The organism is Pseudomonas sp. GOM7, assembly GCF_026723825.1.
Taxonomy (GTDB): domain Bacteria; phylum Pseudomonadota; class Gammaproteobacteria; order Pseudomonadales; family Pseudomonadaceae; genus Aquipseudomonas.
The window spans coordinates 961921-979827 of the sequence record NZ_CP113519.1; the positions used below are offsets into that span (position 1 = coordinate 961921).

A 17907-nucleotide genomic window follows, 5' to 3' on the forward strand; every position below is an offset into this window, starting at 1 on the left:
GGTGGATGAAAAAACGTCATCCACCCTACAGGCACATCATCCTGACTTCGAGCGAAGGGTGGATAGCGCGAAGCTTATCGACCATTGCTAGCGGGTGGCCGGGATTGGGCGTAAAGATGCCTGATCTCGAGTCACGATGGGCTTCGCTGTGCTCAACCCATCCTGCAACTGCAGCGTTTGCGTTCGGGCTTCAGAGATAGGAACCAACCAGTGCGAGCATCCAGAGCGCTGCGGCAGGGATGATGAACAGCAGATTGAGGCCGCTGATGCGGGCATTGCTCTGGCCGTTGTCATCGCCGCTGGCTTGGTTGGCGTGTCGCTGGATTTGTGCCAGGGGTATCGCCGGGGCCACGATGCAGCCGATCAGCAGTAGCAGATTCAGAGAACCGTTCTCGAGCTCGATACGAGACAGGCCATTGCTAACTACCATAAGCACGATATAGAGCCAGGCGATGCCTGAATAATCCCATGATCCCAGACCCTGACGCTGCTTGTGCTCGCTGATCCGACTGCATAGCGAATGGGTGAAGAAGATCTGAAAGAACGAGCGTACCGCCGGCATGATCTTTTTCGGCAGCATTGCAGTGCGTTGGCTGTCCCACTGCTTGTAGAACCAGTAGAGGGGGTACAGGCCGAAGGTGGCGAAATTCAGCAGGTAGAGTTTGTTCTCTGAGGTGACGAAGAAGGCGTTACGAGAGGAGGATTGTTCGTCCAGCAGTTCGGCTTTGGGGGGCTGATACAGGTTGTCCATTGACCTGGCTCCGATTAACGGTTGGGTAGGCTCGCGTCCGGCGAGTGTTTGTAGCGGGCAAAAGTATATGAATATCGAGGCGCTCTGGCTGTGTACGCGGGCGAGCATATCTGGCCCGGTAGCGTCGTGGTATGGCTCCCACGCTGGAGCGTGGGAGCCATCGTTCAGGGGCGCCGCCCGTCTGGCGCTTACCAGGGTAGCGGATTGCCCTGGTAGTCCAGGTAGCGCAAGCCAGGTTGGCCGACGGCTGCGCTGACCTGTTCGACCATGCCTTTGCAACTGCTGTCGATATCCAGCGGGGCGTTGTCGCCGCCCATGTCGGTGCGTACCCAGCCTGGGTGCATCAGCAGCACGCCGAGCTTGGGGTTGTCCTGGCCGCGCACGAAGCACTGCGCCAGGTGGTTGAGTGCGGCCTTGCTGGCACCGTACAGCGGCATACCCATGCCGGCGCCGGTTTCGATGCTGCCGAGGATCGAGCTCATGAATACGATCAGCCCCTGCTCGGTGGTCAGGTTCGGCAGCAGGCGCTCGGCCACGCGCAGCGGGGCGACGGCGTTGGTCAGGAACAGTTGGCCCATTTCTTCTGCGGTGGCCTGGGCGGTGCTGTGGTGCGCCGGGCCGGCCACTCCGGCGTTGACGAAGATGACGTCGAAGCGTTGCCCGTCGAGGCGACCAGCCAGTTGCTCCAGGCTGGCCGGCTCGGTCATTTCCAGCAGTTCCACGCGCACGCCGAGCTCTTGCAGGGGGGCTTGTTGCGCCGCGCTGCGCACGGTGGCGGTCACGGCCCAGCCCTGGGCGGTGAATTCACTGGCCAGGCCAAGGCCGAGGCCGCGTGAGACTCCAATGATCAGGATGGATCGAGAGGCAGTCATATCAGGCTCCATGACGGGTGAGAAAGACGAGTCAGCATAGCGCACTCAACCTGTCACTTAGCTGCGCTCAGGCTCTCCCGACCACGGCTGATATCACCCAGCAGCCGCTCCAGCCCTTCGCGCTCGGTCGGGGCCACGGCCAGGTGCAGGCGGGCGCCGGTGGTGTCGTAGTCTTCGTGTTCGATCAGGCTGTCGAAGTCGTTCAGGCGTGCCTTGAACAGCGGCAGTTCGGCGAACTGCAAATGGCAGGTGAAGGTCTGGCGCACGATCAGTTCGCGCCGCTCGCCGGCCTGCAGGCATTTGGCTGCGCTGCCGCCGTAGGCGCGGGCCAGGCCGCCGGTGCCGAGCTGGATGCCGCCGTACCAGCGGATCACCAGTACCACCACCTGGTCGCAACCCTGCCCTTCTATGGCGGCGAGGATGGGCCGGCCAGCGGTGCCGCCGGGTTCGCCGTCGTCGTTGAAGCGGTATTGGTTGCCCACCTTCCACGCCCAGCAGTTGTGCGAGGCGGCCAGGTCGCTGTGGCGCTCGATAAAGGCCTGAGCGTCGGCGGCGCTGGCGACCGGGGCGGCGAGGGCGAGGAAGCGGCTCTTGCGGATTTCCTCGCGGTACTCGCAAGGGCCGAGCAGGGTACTGGGCATGACAACCGGGTCTGCAAATGAAAACGCCCGCCAGTATAAGCCTGGCGGGCGTTGATTGATGCCGAGCGATGTCAGGCGCCGATCACGCCACCGTCGTCGCGGCGGATCATCACCACCGAGGAGCGGGGGCGCATGCCGTCGCGGTGATCCGGGAAGCTGGACTTGCCGTCTTCACCCGGATGCTGCACACCGACGAACATGGTGCGTTGATCCGGGGCGAAGGCCAGGCCGGTGATCTCGCAGCCGCGCGGGCCGACCAGGAAGCGGCGGATTTCGCCGCTGACCGGGTCGGCGCAGAGCATCTGGTTGTTGCCCATGCCGGCGAAGTCGCCGCTGTTGCTGTAGTTGCCGTCGGTGAGCACCCACAGGCGGCCATCCTTGTCGAAGCCGAGGCCGTCGGGGCTGTTGAACATGTTGTCGGCGTTGACGTTGGCCGAGCCGGCATTGGGCGTGCCGGGGTGCACCACCGGGTTGCCGGCAACCACGAATAGATCCCAGGTGAAGCGCTCGGCAGCGGCGTCGTCACCGGCTTCACGCCAGCGCAGGATCTGCCCGTAGAGGTTGTTGGCGCGCGGGTTGGCGCCGTCCACCGGCTGGTCTTCGTTACCGCGTTTGACGTTGTTGGTCAGGGTGCAATAGACCTGGCCGTCCTGCGGGCTGACGGCGATCCATTCCGGGCGATCCATGCGCGTGGCGCCAACCTGAGTGCCGGCGGCGCGGGCGCGGATCAGCACGTCGCCCTGGTCGCTGAAGCCGTTCTCCGGCGTCAGGCCGTTCTGGCCGAAGCGCAGCTTGATCCAGCGGCCTTCGCCGCGCGGCTGCTGGGCATCGCCGCCGAGGTGGGCGACGTACAGGTCACCGTGGTCGAGTAGGTGGCGGTTGGCCTTGGGATTGCTCTTGTCGAGGCGATCACGGCTGATGAACTTGTAGATGAACTCGCCGCGCTCGTCGTCGCCCATGTACACCACCACGCGACCGTCGCGGGTCTCGGTGAGGGCGGCGTTCTCGTGCTTGAAGCGGCCCAGTGCGGTGCGCTTGATCGGCTTGGAGTCCGGGTCGAACGGGTCGATCTCGGTGATCCAGCCGTGGCGGTTGATCTCGTTGGGATGACGGGAGAAGTCGAAGCGCTCATCAAACAGGTGCCAGCGGTTGTCGCTGGCGCCTTCGAGGCTGGCGCTGTAGCGCTTGAGTGCGGGGCTCAGGGCCAGCTTGGCGTCGGTGCTGCCGAAGCAGTCGGTGAAGTTCTCTTCGCAGGTCAGGTAGGTGCCCCAGGGGGTCATGCCGCTGGAGCAGTTCTGGAAGGTGCCGAGCACTTCGGTGCCGGCAGGGTCGGCCGCAGTCTTCATCAGCGCATGGCCACGCGCCGGGCCGCTGATTTCCATGGGCAGGTTGGCATGGATGCGACGGTTGTACGGCGAGCCCTGGACGAACTGCCAGGCACCGTCTGCATCGCGCTTGACTTCGATGACGGTGACGCCCACCGCGGCCTGTGCCTTGCGCACGTCTGCCAGGGACTGCGGCGGCTTGCCGTGCTGCAGCAGGTACTGGTAGTTGCAGTATTCGTTGTTGATCGCCATGAGCGCGCGGTTGGCGTCGCCCGGCCAGGGGAAGAAGCTCATGCCGTCGTTGTTCTCGCCGAACTGGCCGAGCTGCTCCTTGGCGGTGTGGCTGCCATCGCCGCGATAGGGCGTGGAGTCGGCATGCAGCGGCTGGCCCCAGCTAATCAGCACGTCGAAGCGGTAGCCCGGCGGCAGGGTGATGGTGTCGGCGGTGGTCGCCGCGATGTTGTCGAAGCCGAGCAGCGCTTGAGTGCTGATGGCATTGGCCAGAGCCGTGCGGCCCAGCGGGCTGCCGGCCAGGAACAGGGCGGCACCGGCCAGGGCGCCGGTGCCGATGAAGCGGCGCCGGCTCAGTACCAGGCGCTGCAGGTCAGTCAGTTCGTTATTGTCCATCAGGCAACTCTCCTCCACAGGTGGAGGGCAGCCTAGTGGGCGAATGTGACGAGTCTATGAAGCTTTGTTTGCGGGTGTCAGGCCGCAGCCCTTGAGGATGATCTGCACCAGTTGTTCGGCGGCCTCCTCGAAGTCCTGCTTGGTCAGGCGCGAGCACTGCTTGATGCGGCAGATCTGCGAGGCGAAGTCGGCGTAATGCTGGGTGCTGCTCCACAGCAGGAAGATCAGGTGCATCGGGTCGACCGGATCCATCTTGCCGGCGGCGATCCAGGCCTCGAACACTGCAGCGCGGCCACGGAACCACTCCAGGTAGCTTTGATTGAAGTATTGCGACAGGCACTCGCCACCGCTGATCACTTCCATGGCGAAGATGCGCGAGGCCTTCGGCTGGCGCCGGGAGAACTCCATCTTGGCGCGGATATAGCGTTCCAGCGCCTCGGCCGGGTCGTCGTCGACGGTGAGGTGATTGAAGGTGCTGTCCCAGAGTTCGAGGATGTTGCTCAGCACTGCCAGGTACAGCCCCAGCTTGTTGGTGAAGTAGTAGTGCAGGTTGGCCTTGGGCAGGCCGACGTTCTGCGCGATGGTGTTCATGCTGGTGCCCTTGAAGCCGTGACGGGCGAACTCCTCTTCGGCGGCCTTGATGATGGCCTCTTCGTTTTTCTGGCGAATGCGCCCAGCGGGTTTGTCGTGGGCGGTGTGAGCATGGACTTCAAGGGTCATGGCGATTCCGAACTGATCTGGGGGCGGAGCGATTGCACTGATACCCCAGCCCCGCCTGGGTGACAAGCCTTGCTGCAGGAAAACGGCTGCCAGCGCCCGCGCGGCAAGCAATGGGCGCGGGTGCCTTGGCGCGGGTCAGACCCTGAACGAGGCGAGCAACCCGTGCAGGTCGCGGGTCATGCCGCTCAGCTCGCCGCTGACGTGCACCGTGCTTTGTGCCTCGTGGGCGTTGCTCTCGCTCAGGCTCTTGATCTCCAGGGTGTTCTGCTCGACGCCTTGCACCACGGCGGCCTGCTGCTCGGCGGCCGAGGCGATCTGGATGTTGTGGTCGATGATCTGATCCATGCTGCCGGTGATGGCCTCAAAGGTGCTGGCCGTCAGGGTTACCTGCTCGACGCTCTGCGCCGCGCTCTGGTGGCTGTTGCGGATGGTCTTCACCGCGTTGTCGACCTGCTGGCGCAGGCGCTCGATGGTCTGGTCGATCTCGCCGGTCAGCTCGTGCGAGCGAATCGCCAGGCTGCGCACCTCGTCGGCCACCACGGCGAAGCCGCGGCCCTGCTCGCCGGCTCGCGCGGCCTCGATGGCGGCGTTGAGGGCCAGCAGGTTGGTCTGTTCGGCCACGCTCTTGATCAGGTCGACGGCCTTGACGATCTCCTGGCTTTCCTTTTCCACCGAGGTGATGGCGGCGATGGAGTTGTCCATCTCGGTGAACAACTGGTTGATCCGCGTCACCGCCTGATCCACCTGTACGCGGCCCTCGCGGCATTTCTCACCGGCGCCGTTGGCCTTGTCGGCGGTAACGTGGGAGTTCTGGCTGACCTCCTGAACGTTGCTCACCAGTTCGCTCATCGAGGTGGCGATCAGTTCCAGTTCGCTGGCCTGGCGCTTGACGCTGCGCTGGCTGGTGGAGGCGCTGTCGGCCACGCTCTGGGCCTTGCCCAGCGTGCTTTCGGAGAAGCGCACCACCTCGGCGATGAGCTGCTGCATGCGGGTCTGCATGTCGTTGAAGTCCTTGGCCAGGTCGCCCAGCTCATCGCGGGCGGCGGTGATCACTGGCTGGCGCAGGTCGCCCTCGGCCATGCGCCGGGTAGCGCTGGTCAGGTCGCGGATGGCGCCGCGCACCGACAGGTAGAAGCCGACGAACAGGTACAGCAACAGGGCGATCACCAGTGCCAGGCTGGCTGACCAGAGCATCAGGGCGTGCTGGTTGGCATCGGCACGGGTCTGCAGCAGCGTGCGGGTTTCCGTGAGCAGCGCCTGGCTGGCCTGGTCGAGGCTGGCGAACTGTGGTGCGTAGGCCGCGTAGCGCTGCTGCCACTGCTCGACCGATTTCTGGTCGAAGTAGCCGCTTTGCGTGTAGGTGTCGACGATCTCGCGCTTGTAGCGTTCGGCCGCTGCCTTGGCGGCCTCGCTCATCAACTGGCGTGCCTCTGCGTTGCCCTTGCCCTGGGCCAGGTCGACGTAGCGCGAGAGGGTGTCGAGCTGGTTGGTGATGGTTGGCCGCGTCGACGACTCGAGAAAGCCGTAGGCGGTCATGTAGCTGGCATAGATGCGGGTGCGCGCCATCACGTCATACAGGGGCAGCCACTCGTTGAGCAGCAGGTCGACGTTGCGGTACACACGCGGGTCGCTGTCCTGGCTCAGGCGCGAGACGGCGGCAATCTCGCGCATGTTGGCGATCAGCGGAGCGATGAAGCGGCTGTGCTCGATCATCTGCGAGCTCAGACCCTGGGTGGATACCTTGCTACTGGGCTCGGTGCCCTGGGCGCCATCGCCCAGGACAAAGTCAGCGAACGGGCCGCCCTGCAGGTGGGCATCGAGAGCCTGGCGCTGCTGTTGGTAGGCCTGCGTCGTCTGCTCGATGAGCTGTTTGGCATCGTCCTTGTTACGGGCGTAGCCGATCACCTGCATGCCAGCCATCTCCAGCGCCTGGCGGTAAACCGGCAGGTAGTGTTCGAGGGTGAGCAGGCCTTGCAGCTCGTTGCGTGAGGCGTCGAGATCCTGGCCGACATCCATCAGCTTGCTGATCGACAGCCAGCAGTAGGGCAGCATGAAGAGCGTGAAGATGAGCAGGAATTTATGGGCGTAGCGGGCGCGGTTCATCAACGCCAGAACCGGATTGAAGAAAAACATCGTGGCCCCTTGGCAACCTTGATAAGTCATGACGGCCCCTGGAAGGGAGCTGGGGCCCTGTGGGTGGTGATGAGTGTTACTCCCGCAACACTCTGGCCCATTGCCAGCAAAAAGCTTGCCGTCATGAACTCGGCGACGTTGATTTGACGGAGTCGCTCGCCATCATTCGCCTCATTCTGCGCGTTCGTCAGGCTCCAGAGGCAGCAGCAGATTCATCAGGATGGCGGTGAGGCCGCCGCTGGTGATGGCCGAACCGAACACGGTCTGTACCAGCGTCGGCATCTGCCGTAGCAGCTCTGGCTGACTGGAGATGCCCAGGCCGATGCCGAAGCTGGTGGCCATGATCAACAGGCTGCGGCGATCCAGCGGGGCCTGGGCGAGGATGCGGATGCCGGCGGCGGCCACCGTGCCGAACATCACCAGGGTGGCGCCACCCAGCACCGGCTTGGGAATCTGCTGCAGCACCGCACCGAGCACGGGGAACAGCCCGAGCACGATCAGCAGCGCGCCGATGTAGTAGCCGACATGCCGGCTGGCCACGCCGGAGAGCTGGATCACACCGTTGTTCTGGCTGAAGGTGGTGTTGGGAAAGGTGTTGAACACGGCGGCGATCAGCGAGCTGACGCCATCGCCGAACACCCCGCCCTTGATGCGTTCGAGGTATTGCGGGCCCTTGATCGGCTGGCGCGAGATCATGCAGTTGGCGGTGAGGTCGCCGGTGGTTTCGATGGCGGTGATCAGATAGATCAAGGCCACCGGGACGAAGGCCATCCAGTCGAAGGCGAAGCCGTAACGAAAGGGGACTGGCAGGCTGATCAGCGGCAGCTCGGGCAGTGGCTGCGGTACCAGCACACCGCACAGCCAGGCGAGCAGCGAACCCAGCAACAGGCCGATGATGATGGCCGACAGGCGCAGCCAGGGGTTGCTCAGGCGGTTGAGCACGATGATGCAAACCAGCACCAGCGCGCCCAGGGCCAGGTTGATCGGCGCACCGAAATTCTCGGCATTGGCGCCGCCGCCGAGGTCGGTGATGCCCACTTCGATCAGGCTGATACCGATGATGGTGATGACGATGCCCGTCACCAGCGGCGTGACGATGCGTTGCAGGCGGCCGATGAAACGGCTCAGCACCATCTCGATGAAGGCACCGAAGAAGCACACGCCGAAGACCATCGCCAGGATGTCATCGGCGCTGCCACCGCGCGCCTTGACCATCATCCCGGCGGCCAGCACCGCACTGAGGAAGGCGAAGCTGGTGCCCTGCACGCAGATCATCCCGGCGCCGATGCCGAAGGGGCGGCGCGCCTGGATCAGGGTGCCGACACCGGAGACCATCAAGCCCATGCTGATCAGGTAGGGCAGTTGTTCGTGCAGGCCCAGCACACTGCCGATGATCAAGGTGGGCGTGACGATGCCGACGAAACAGGCCAGCACATGTTGCAGCGCGGCAAAGAAGGCCGGCAGCGGCGCAGGCCGGTCGTCCAGGGCGTAGATCAGGTCGGAGTGAGCGGGGTGTTCCTGGGGCATGGCGCGTTCTCGCGGCTGGGTCGGGTGGGGCTGATGGTGCGGTTCAAGGAGGCGCACCTGGCAGCAAGCTGCTCGCCCGGATGCAAGAAGCTGTCCAGTCGATCAGGTTGTTAGAGAAAACTGTGCGCAATATCCCGTCGTTCTTTGGATACGATCCTGGGGCTTTTTTGTGCGCTAAGGCCTGTCGTCGTGAATCATGCACCGCGATGAAGCATCGTGCACGCCGGTGGTGCGGCGTCTCAACCTTCGGCCAGGGCTTCGAGAAAACTCTCCAATACCAGATGCGCACGACGCCCCTTGCGCGTCACGGCGGCCAGGTTGATGTCGTAGAAGCGGCTGCTGGCCTTGAGGGCGCGCAGGCGTCCCTGCTGCACCCAGGCCTGGGCATAGTGATCCGGAAGGTAACCAATGTAACGCCCGGTGAGGATGAGGAAGGCCATGCCTTCGCGATCCGAGGCGCTGGCCGTGCAGTTCAGTGCCTGGTAATGGCTCTGTACTTCGGGCGGCACGCGGAAGGTCGGGGCGATGGCCTCCTGAGCGTTGAGCCGCTCGTCCTCCAGTTGTTGGTCATCGACATAGAACAGCGGGTGGCCGACCGCGCAGTAGAGCAGCGAGCGCTCGTCGTACAGCGCCTGGTATTCCAGGCCGGAGAGGGCGCCGACCTGCGGCACCACGCCGATGTGCAGGCGCCCGTCGAGCACGCCCTGTTCCACCTCCGAGGGTGGCGTCATGCGGATATTGATGCGCACGTCCGGCCCCTGCACCTTGAGCCGAGCCAGGGCGTTGGTGATGCGCATGTGCGGGATGGTCACCAGGTTGTCGGTCAGGCCGATATTCAACTCGCCGCGCAGGTGCTGGTGCAGGCCATTGACCTCGGTGCGAAAACTCTCCAGTGCCGCCAGCAGTTGCAGGGTGCTCTGATACACCTCGCGGCCTTCCTCGGTCAGGGCGAAGCCGGCGCGGCCACGCTGGCACAGGCGCAGGCCGAGGCGTTGCTCCAGATCGCTCATCTGCTGGCTGATGGCCGAGCGGCCGATACCCAGGGCACTCTCTGCAGCGGAAAAACCGCCGCATTCCACCACGCTGCGAAACAGTTTGAGCAGGCGGATTTCAAAGTCACTGACCTGGGCCAGTGGATCGGGGCGGCGGCTGCTCATCTGTTTAGTGGGCTCTGAACTGAAGTTAAGAAAAGTGTTGTTTTACTGACTCTATGCCCGTGGCACCTTTGCTGGCAACAGACGCTATACCAGTGGGAGGCGCTTCAGCAGCGACAGTCGCGGCTAAAGCCCCTCCCACCTTGCTCCTGATCACGCCGCCACTGTCGAGGCCACCCCAATGAACATGCCGCAGACTGCAACCCCATCCCTGGCCAGCCAGCTCAAGCTGGATGCGCACTGGATGCCGTTCTCCGCCAACCGCAACTTCCAGCGCGACCCGCGCCTGATCGTGGCGGCTGAAGGCAACTGGCTCACCGACGATAGCGGGCGCAAGGTTTACGACAGTCTGTCCGGCCTGTGGACTTGCGGCGCCGGTCACTCGCGCAAGGAAATTCAGGAGGCCGTGGCCAAGCAACTCGGCACCCTCGATTATTCGCCAGGCTTCCAGTACGGCCATCCGCTGTCGTTCAAGCTGGCCGAGCAGGTCGCCGACCTCATGCCAGGCGAGCTGAATCATGTGTTCTTCACCGGCTCCGGCTCCGAGTGCGCCGATACCGCAGTGAAGATGGCCAAGGCCTACTGGCGCCTGAAAGGTCAGCCGGCTAAGACCAAGTTCATTGGCCGCGCCCGTGGCTACCACGGCGTCAACATCGCTGGCACCTCGCTCGGTGGCATCGGCGGCAACCGCAAGATGTACGGTCAGTTCATGGACGCCGACCACCTGCCGCACACCCTGCAGCCGCACCTGGCCTTCACCAAGGGCATGGCCGAAACCGGCGGCGTGGAGCTGGCCAACGAGCTGCTCAAACTGATCGAACTGCACGACGCCTCCAACATCGCCGCGGTGATCGTCGAGCCGATGTCCGGCTCCGCTGGCGCCATCGTGCCGCCGGTGGGCTACCTGCAGCGCCTGCGCGAGATCTGCACGCAGCACAACATCCTGCTGATCTTCGACGAAGTGATCACCGGCTTCGGCCGCATGGGCAAGTGGAGCGGCGCGGAATACTTCGGCGTCACCCCGGATCTGATGAACGTCGCCAAGCAGATCACCAACGGCGCCATCCCTCTGGGCGCGGTGATCGCCAGCAGCGAGATCTACAGCACCTTCATGCAGCAGCCATCGCCGGAGCACATGATCGAATTCACCCACGGCTACACCTACTCAGCGCACCCTGTGGCTTGCGCCGCTGGCCTGGCGACGCTGGAATTGCTCAAGCGCGAGAACCTGATCCAGCAATCCGCCGAGCTTGCGCCGAAGTTCGAGGCCGCCCTGCATGGCCTGAAGGGCACCAAGCACATCGTCGACATCCGCAATTGCGGCCTGGCTGGCGCCCTGCAGATCGCCCCGCGTGACGGCGACGCCGTGGTACGCCCTTTCGAGGCCGGCATGGCCCTGTGGAAGGCCGGCTTTTACGTGCGCTTCGGTGGCGACACCCTGCAGTTCGGCCCGACCTTCAACGCCAAGATCGAAGACCTCGACCGCGTGTTCAACGCCGTCGGCGACGTGCTGAACAAACTCGACTGATGCCTTGCTCCCCTCTCCCACCTGCGGGGCGCGGAGCGGGGGCCGGGGGAGAGGGCGTCTCTCCCCAGCACCCGATTTCTTGATGGAGAACCCCATGAGCCAAATTCCTCACCTGATCAACGGCGAACGCGTGACCGGCACTGGCCGCACCGCCCCGGTATTCAACCCCTCTACCGGCGATTCCACCACAGCCGTCGGCCTGGCCGACCGCGCCACCTTGCAACTGGCCATCGACGCCGCCAAGGCCGCCTTCCCGGCCTGGCGCAACACCCCGCCGGCCAAGCGCGCGCAGATCATGTTCCGCTTCAAGCAACTGCTGGAGCAGAACGAGAACGAAATCGCCGCGCTGATCAGCGCCGAGCATGGCAAGACCATTGAGGACGCCGTCGGTGAACTCAAGCGCGGTATCGAGAACGTCGAATTCGCCTGCGCCGCCCCGGAAATTCTCAAGGGCGAATACAGCCGCAACGTCGGCCCGAACATCGACGCCTGGACCGACCTGCAGCCGGTCGGCGTGGTGGCCGGCATCACCCCGTTCAACTTCCCGGCCATGGTGCCGCTGTGGATGTACCCGCTGGCCATCGTCTGCGGCAACTGCTTCATCCTCAAGCCCTCCGAGCGCGACCCCAGCTCCACACTGTTCATCGCCGAGCTGCTGCACCAGGCCGGCCTGCCCAAGGGCGTGCTGAACCTGGTCAACGGCGACAAGGACGCGGTCGACGGCCTGATCGAAGCGCCCGAGGTCAAGGCCCTGAGCTTCGTTGGCTCGACCCCGATCGCCGAATACATCTACAGCGAAGGCACCAAGCGCGGCAAACGCGTGCAGGCCCTGGGCGGCGCGAAGAACCACGCCGTGCTGATGCCCGATGCCGACCTGGACAACGCCGTCAGCGCCCTGATGGGCGCGGCCTACGGCTCCTGCGGCGAGCGCTGCATGGCCATCTCGGTGGCCGTGTGCGTGGGCGACCAGATCGCCGACGCACTGGTGGAGAAGATCGTCCCGCAGATCCAGGCGCTGAAGATCGGTGCCGGCACCTCCTGCGGGCTGGACATGGGCCCGCTGGTCACCGCGGCTGCGCGCGACAAGGTCAAGGGCTACATCGACGCTGGTGTGGCCCAGGGCGCCAAGCTGGTGGTCGACGGTCGCGGCCTGGTGGTGCCGGGTAACGAGAACGGCTTCTTCGTCGGTGGCACCCTGTTCGACAAGGTGACCCCGGACATGACCATCTACACCGACGAAATCTTCGGCCCAGTGCTGTGCATCGTCCGCGTCGGCAGCCTGGAAGAGGCCATGCAACTGATCAACGATCACGAGTACGGCAACGGCACCTGCATCTTCACCCGTGACGGTGAAGCCGCGCGCCTGTTCTGCGACGAGATCGAAGTGGGCATGGTCGGCGTCAACGTGCCGCTGCCGGTGCCGGTGAGCTACCACAGCTTCGGCGGCTGGAAGCGCTCGCTGTTCGGCGACCTGCACGCCTACGGCCCGGATGGTGTGCGCTTCTACACCCGCAAGAAGGCCATCACCCAGCGCTGGCCGGCACGCAAGAGCCACGAGGCCGCGCAGTTCGCCTTCCCCAGCAATGGCTGAGTGAGTTGAGGCGGTAAACGAAGGCCGGTCGCAAGACCGGCCTTTTCGTTATGGGCGCCATGCATATCTCTCCTCTGCCAGCTCTGATAAAACGACCGTCAGACAAGCAAGGGAGAAGCACGATGAGCGAAGCATTCAAGCTGGATCTTCACACTTACCTGGGGCGTCTGGGCTATGCCTCGGCGCCACCGGCGACCCTCGACACCTTGCGCGAATTGCAGGCGCGGCACACGGCACAATTCCCCTTTGAAACCCTGACCTGTCTGCTGCGCGTGCCGGTGGAGGTCGAGCCTGCCGCGATCCAGGACAAGCTGCTGCGCCAGGGGCGAGGCGGTTACTGCTTCGAGCTCAACCGCCTGTTCCTGCTGCTGTTGCAGGCGCTGGGCTTCGACGCGCGCGGGCTGACCGGGCGCGTGCTCCTGAACGGCCCGGAGGATGCCCAGCCGGCTCGCACTCATATGTTGGTACTGGTGACCCTCGATGGCCTGCGCTACATCACCGATGTCGGTTTCGGCGGTATGGTGCCCACCGGCCCGTTGCTGCTGGACAGCGAGGCAGAGCAGGCCACGCCCCATGAGCCCTATCGCCTGACATCGGTGGACGGCACCTACACCCTGCGTGCATTGGTGGCTGGAACCTGGCGGGCGATGTACCGGTTCGATCTGCAGCATGTGGCGGATATCGATTACGTGGTCGGTAACTGGTACGTGTGCACCCATCCGGATTCGCCCTTTCTTGGCCAGATGATCGCCGCCCGCACTGGCCCAGGCCTGCGCAAGAGCCTGAACAACGGCAGCTTCGCCATCCACCGCCTGGGGCAGGCGAGTGAGCGGGTGCAGTTGCAGAGCGTCGATGAGGTGCTGAGGGTGCTGCGGGAGGAGTTCGGGATTCGCGTGCCGGAGCATCCGGAGCTGCACAGCCTCATCGAGCGCTCGATGGCACAGGGCTGAGCGGCTGCAGGCTCTTGTGGGAGGGGCTTTAGCCGCGAAAGAGTTTGCAGCCGCTTGGGCGTTTCAGGTTCTGCACCGAACCGTTCCCCTCTCCCGCTTGCGGGAGAGGGGCTAGGGGAGAGGGCGCTTTTGATCTGGCACTTCGACGCCGCTTCAGCATTACCTGAACCTTCTTGTTTCGCCCCCCTCGGGCGAGTTTCCTTTGGCAAACGCCCGGATGGCCGGCCCCGCCAAAAGGAACCAAAAGGTCTATGCCCCACCATCCGGAACTAGGCGTCCCCGTCATGCTGCGCTCGACTTCCCTCACTCCATCGTCGCTCCGAGGGCCCGACCTAGGCGGCCCCCGACGAAGGGCCATCCCTGGCCCATCGCGGCTCTCGGCTTTGGCATCCTGCGTCGCTCTACCTCCTACATCCATGTAGTCGTCGCGGCATCCATGCCGCTCAACCCTCTACGCAACGATTCCGTTCGGCCTTCTGACGGGGGCCGTCGGTGCAGAACTGGAGACCGATGCGCTACCAGGCATGGTGGATAAGCTTCGCGTTGTCCACCTTACTTGCTCCATGTCTTATTTTGTCTTGTACATTCGTTTAGAGCTTCCGGTTTGGATAAATCCTTCATCGCGCAATGCAGAAATGTAATCACCAATAAGATCTCTGCGTTTAGAACTCGTTCTTTTCCAGCCCCAGTATTTGGAGATGGCAGGGTAAAGGATTTCAGTTAGTTCTGATTTTGTTCCTTCACTAAATGGAGCGCTGGCTAGAGCTTTTAGGCAGATTAGTTTTAATGGCTCTAGATTAAATAGTTCTTTGTCTAGCTGATTTATAAGGGACGTAGCGGTTGTGGCTTTTTGAGTGGCAGAATTTTTGCATTTTGTCGCAAAATTCAATGCGATTTCATCAATGTATATCGATCCGGAGGAGTGGCTGTTGAGTAGCTTTTTTAGTCTAGATTTATGCTTGAGTAGGTCGTGAGAAGGAGCTTTTCCAGTAAGCAGCTCTATAAAGGAAATGGCTGTCGCATACAGGTCATAGCCTGGCTCTGCTGTGTCTACTCCTGGTGGCCGGTATAAGGGGGTGTAACCGATTATACTTTTCCCTTTTTCAACTCCAACGCCAAGATCTATTATTTTTATTATTTCTGTGGCTTCGGGCATTCTAAACACAGTGTGGGGCCGCTTTTTTACTTTTGTATAGAAAAATATGTTTGATGGTTTGATGTCGGCGTGAATATATTTTCCGCCCCTCTGGTATGGTTTTCCATGTAATTTGCTTAGTCCGTGAAGGACTCCTCTAATGATTTCAAAGGAGTCAAAGTAGTGCTGTATGTTGTTTTTCTTGTATCGCCGTGTTTTTATGTGGCTGGAAAGAGTCTTCCAAGGATAATCTAGGTGTTCCATTGTGTAGGCGTGCCACCCGTTTGGGGAGCGATATACATCAAATACCCTAACGGTTTCTGCTGCTTCTCTGCATATTTTTATTTCATCTGCAAGATTTATATTGCTAATTTTAATTGCTACTATACTGTCAATCCAGCGATCTTTGGCGCGCCAGACAGCTCCGAAGCCGCTTTCTTCTCCAATTGCCTTGTCTCCTTCTAGAATGTATCGCTCTTTGATGAGCGGAAAGAAGCTATATATTTGGTCTTTTGTTAGGAGGCTTGCAGCATTCACTCTATTACTATCCTTTAGATAGATTTGAATTATCTGAATTTTTAGGGCGCTTTTCGAACTATGTTCCCTAGCGGGTTTCTTTAGTGCTGGGTTTTGTATCTTTTCATGGATTTGGAGATTTCTAGTATGTGCTTAGCGAGTGACTATTGTATGTGGGGCGAATCTTTTTCGCTGTTTAATTGGATTCAATAAAGCTATTTAGCAATAGCGACCGACGCATTATCCGCATCGATCAAAACAGCGAGATGTTTATGCTGGCGGGAGGGGGAGGGCTTGCTGGCCATGGGGCATCCTTGCGGGGTGATGCCCAGACATTACTGCGAAATGATGGCTTGGCGCCATAGTCCCAAATGGCTATGGCGCGCTTTTGAGCTTTAAGCAGGTCGTTGAAAAACGTAGGCGAGGAAGGCAAGACAAGGCAAAAACAGCCGAAAAAGCGCAGTTTACGCGCTGTAAATGAGCATTTTGAGGCTGTTTTTAACGCAGTATTGCCAACGCAGGTAGTTTTTCAACAGCCTGTTAGCCGTTGCGACTGCTCAACTGCCAACCCCCTTTGCCATCCAGATCGAGCTGGTGGCTGTGGAAGGCGGCGAGAGTGTGGCGGTGGCCGACGCTGATCAGCAGGGTGTCGGGCAGTTCGCGGCGCAGCAGGGTGTAGAGCGACTGTTCCAACCCTTCGTCCATGGCCGAGCTGGATTCGTCAAGGAAGGCCACTGCAGGGCGGTTGTAGAGCAGGCGGGCGAAGGCCAGGCGTTGTTGTTCACCCAGGGACAAGACGCGGCTCCAGTCGCCGGGTTCGTCCAGACGACCTGCCAGGTGCGGCAGGCAAACTTGTTCCAGCACCTGTTGCATGCGCTCGCGGTCATCGCCCGGTTCGGCGGGGTAGGCCAATGCGCTGCGCAGGTCGCCCAGCGGCAGGTACGGGCGTTGGGCGAGGAACAGCGCCTGGTGCCCGGTGGGCCGCGCCACTTGGCCATCGGCGTAGGGCCAGAGGCCGGCGAGGGCGCGTAGCAGGGTGGTCTTGCCGCAGCCGGAAGGGCCGCGCACCAGCAGGGCCTGGCCGGGGTGCAGGTCGAGGTTGAGGCCATCAACCAGCAGTTGGCCGTCCGGGCGTTGCAGGTGCAGGTTCTCGACGTGCAGGCCGCTGGCTTGGGCGCTGGTGGTGACGTGGGGCAGTTCGCGGGCCTGTTGGTTGGCGTCGAGCAGGCCGCTCAGGCGGTCGAGGGTGGCGCGGTACTGGGCGAAGGCATCGTAGCTGCTGCGGAAGAACGACAGGGCGTCCTGCACCTGGCCGAAGGCCTGCGCGGTCTGCATCACGTCGCCGAGCTTGATGGCGCCACTGAAGAAGCGCGGCGCCTGGATGATGAAGGGAAAGACCACGGCCACCTGGCTGACGCCAAGGTTGAATCCGTCGAATTTCAGGGTTCGGTAGACCAGCGCCCAGAGGTTTTCCACCAGTGCGGCGAAGCGGCCCAGCAGGGTACGCCGTTCCACGTCGCGGCCCTGGTAGAAGGCGACGTTCTCGGCGTATTCACGCAGGCGCACCAGGGCATAACGGAAGTTGGCCGAGCGTTGCTCGTTGAGGAAGTTCAGGCGGATCAACGGGCGGCCTAGGCGGAAGGCGATCAGTGTGGCGATGATCACGTAGATGTATACGGCGAACACCATCGCTCGTGGGATCTCCACGCCGGCCACCGTCAGCGGTGCGGACAGCCCCCAGAGAATGGCGCTGAAGGCCACCAGCGAGACCAGCGAGCTGACCGCGCCGAGCGAGAGCTTGAGCGAGCCGGAGACGAAAGCGGCGACGTCCAGCTCGATGCGTTGGTCGGGGTTGTCGATCGGCTGGTCGAGGAACTGGCCACGGTAGTAGGCATCGCCCTTGAGCCAGTCATCGGTCAGGCGCTGGTTGAGCCAGGTGCGCCAGTGAATGCTCAGCGCCTGGTTGACGTAGAAGTCGAACAGCGCCCGCGCCACGTGGATGCTGGCGAGAATGGCGAAGATGCCCAGCATGAACCAGAACGCCTTCTGATCCAGCTCCTGCAGGGCGCTGTAGAAGCCGTTGTACCAGAAGGAGAACAGCACGTTCATGCGCACCGCGAACAGCGACAGAAGCAGGAGCAGGGCGAAGGTCGCCAGCGGTCGCCAACTGTTGCGCGGGTTCAGGTAGGGCCCGGCGATCTGCCAGAACTGCCCGCCCCAGCGGGTGAAGCGTACCAGGGCGAGGGCGGTGAGGGTGAAGCCGACAAGGGTGCACAGTGAGGCGATGGCCAGCCAGATCAGGCTGTCGGTAAGGGCTTGGTGCCAATCCATAAGGTGTGGGTTCCGCGATGCTTCGACAGGGAGGGAATGCCGGAGGGCCGGCTGCCGAGACTGAAGGCGTGAGTTATACGCCTGTGTTGCAGACTTTTCGCCGTTT

At 62.5% G+C, this 17907-nt stretch carries 13 protein-coding genes and 2 pseudogenes; 3 read left to right on the forward strand and 12 right to left on the reverse strand.

The features are described from left to right. Positions 1 to 190: 190 nt before the first annotated feature. From OU800_RS04355 to OU800_RS04390, 9 genes and pseudogenes are all read right to left on the reverse strand, one after another. Complete coding sequence (locus tag OU800_RS04355) at positions 191 to 751, reverse strand: MFS transporter permease (protein WP_268181474.1); 561 nt, start codon at positions 749 to 751, stop codon at positions 191 to 193. A gap of 188 nt (positions 752 to 939) precedes the next feature. After that, positions 940 to 1623 carry an SDR family oxidoreductase gene (locus OU800_RS04360; protein WP_268181475.1) on the reverse strand — a complete coding sequence of 228 codons (684 nt, stop codon included), beginning with the start codon at positions 1621 to 1623 and terminating at the stop codon, positions 940 to 942. Between the two features lie 53 nt (positions 1624 to 1676). Continuing rightward, the gene (locus OU800_RS04365; protein WP_268181476.1) at positions 1677 to 2264 is read right to left on the reverse strand and encodes an IMPACT family protein; all 588 of its coding nucleotides are present in this window, start codon (positions 2262 to 2264) and stop codon (positions 1677 to 1679) included. 71 nt (positions 2265 to 2335) lie between these two features. Next, complete coding sequence (locus OU800_RS04370) at positions 2336 to 4216, reverse strand: PhoX family protein (RefSeq protein ID WP_268181477.1); 1881 nt, start codon at positions 4214 to 4216, stop codon at positions 2336 to 2338. Between the two features lie 54 nt (positions 4217 to 4270). Further along, the gene (locus OU800_RS04375; RefSeq protein ID WP_268181479.1) at positions 4271 to 4936 is read right to left on the reverse strand and encodes a TetR/AcrR family transcriptional regulator; all 666 of its coding nucleotides are present in this window, start codon (positions 4934 to 4936) and stop codon (positions 4271 to 4273) included. 135 nt (positions 4937 to 5071) lie between these two features. Next, on the reverse strand, positions 5072 to 5935 hold the full coding sequence (locus tag OU800_RS24175) for a methyl-accepting chemotaxis protein (protein ID WP_442964760.1): 864 nt from the start codon (positions 5933 to 5935) through the stop codon (positions 5072 to 5074). 39 nt (positions 5936 to 5974) lie between these two features. Next, a pseudogene (locus OU800_RS24180) lies at positions 5975 to 7099 on the reverse strand (HAMP domain-containing protein); the annotation flags it as partial. Positions 7100 to 7240: 141 nt separating this feature from the next. After that, entirely contained in the window at positions 7241 to 8596 is a 1356-nt protein-coding gene (locus OU800_RS04385) for a nucleobase:cation symporter-2 family protein (RefSeq protein ID WP_268181481.1), read from the reverse strand. Positions 8597 to 8835: 239 nt separating this feature from the next. After that, the gene (locus OU800_RS04390) at positions 8836 to 9753 is read right to left on the reverse strand and encodes a LysR family transcriptional regulator (protein WP_268181483.1); all 918 of its coding nucleotides are present in this window, start codon (positions 9751 to 9753) and stop codon (positions 8836 to 8838) included. A gap of 178 nt (positions 9754 to 9931) precedes the next feature. On the opposite strand from OU800_RS04390, the gene OU800_RS04395 reads away from it, so the two are divergent. From OU800_RS04395 to OU800_RS04405, 3 genes are all read left to right on the forward strand, one after another. Beyond that, a complete protein-coding gene (locus OU800_RS04395; protein ID WP_268181484.1) occupies positions 9932 to 11278 on the forward strand; it encodes an aspartate aminotransferase family protein in 1347 nt (448 codons plus the stop codon). Between the two features lie 94 nt (positions 11279 to 11372). Continuing rightward, positions 11373 to 12869 carry a CoA-acylating methylmalonate-semialdehyde dehydrogenase gene (locus OU800_RS04400; RefSeq protein ID WP_268181486.1) on the forward strand — a complete coding sequence of 499 codons (1497 nt, stop codon included), beginning with the start codon at positions 11373 to 11375 and terminating at the stop codon, positions 12867 to 12869. A 122-nt stretch (positions 12870 to 12991) separates the two neighbouring features. Then, on the forward strand, positions 12992 to 13819 hold the full coding sequence (locus OU800_RS04405) for an arylamine N-acetyltransferase family protein (protein ID WP_268181487.1): 828 nt from the start codon (positions 12992 to 12994) through the stop codon (positions 13817 to 13819). Between the two features lie 568 nt (positions 13820 to 14387). Here the strand turns inward: OU800_RS04405 and OU800_RS04410 are convergent. The 3 genes and pseudogenes from OU800_RS04410 to OU800_RS04415 form a co-directional block, all read right to left on the reverse strand. Next, positions 14388 to 15491: a protein kinase domain-containing protein gene (locus OU800_RS04410; RefSeq protein ID WP_268181488.1), complete on the reverse strand. Its 1104-nt coding sequence runs from the start codon at positions 15489 to 15491 to the stop codon at positions 14388 to 14390. Positions 15492 to 15688: 197 nt separating this feature from the next. Then, positions 15689 to 15775, reverse strand: a pseudogene (locus OU800_RS24185) (NYN domain-containing protein); the annotation flags it as partial. Positions 15776 to 16010: 235 nt separating this feature from the next. Then, entirely contained in the window at positions 16011 to 17801 is a 1791-nt protein-coding gene (locus tag OU800_RS04415; RefSeq protein ID WP_268181489.1) for an ABC transporter ATP-binding protein/permease, read from the reverse strand. Between the last annotated feature and the right edge of the window lie 106 nt (positions 17802 to 17907).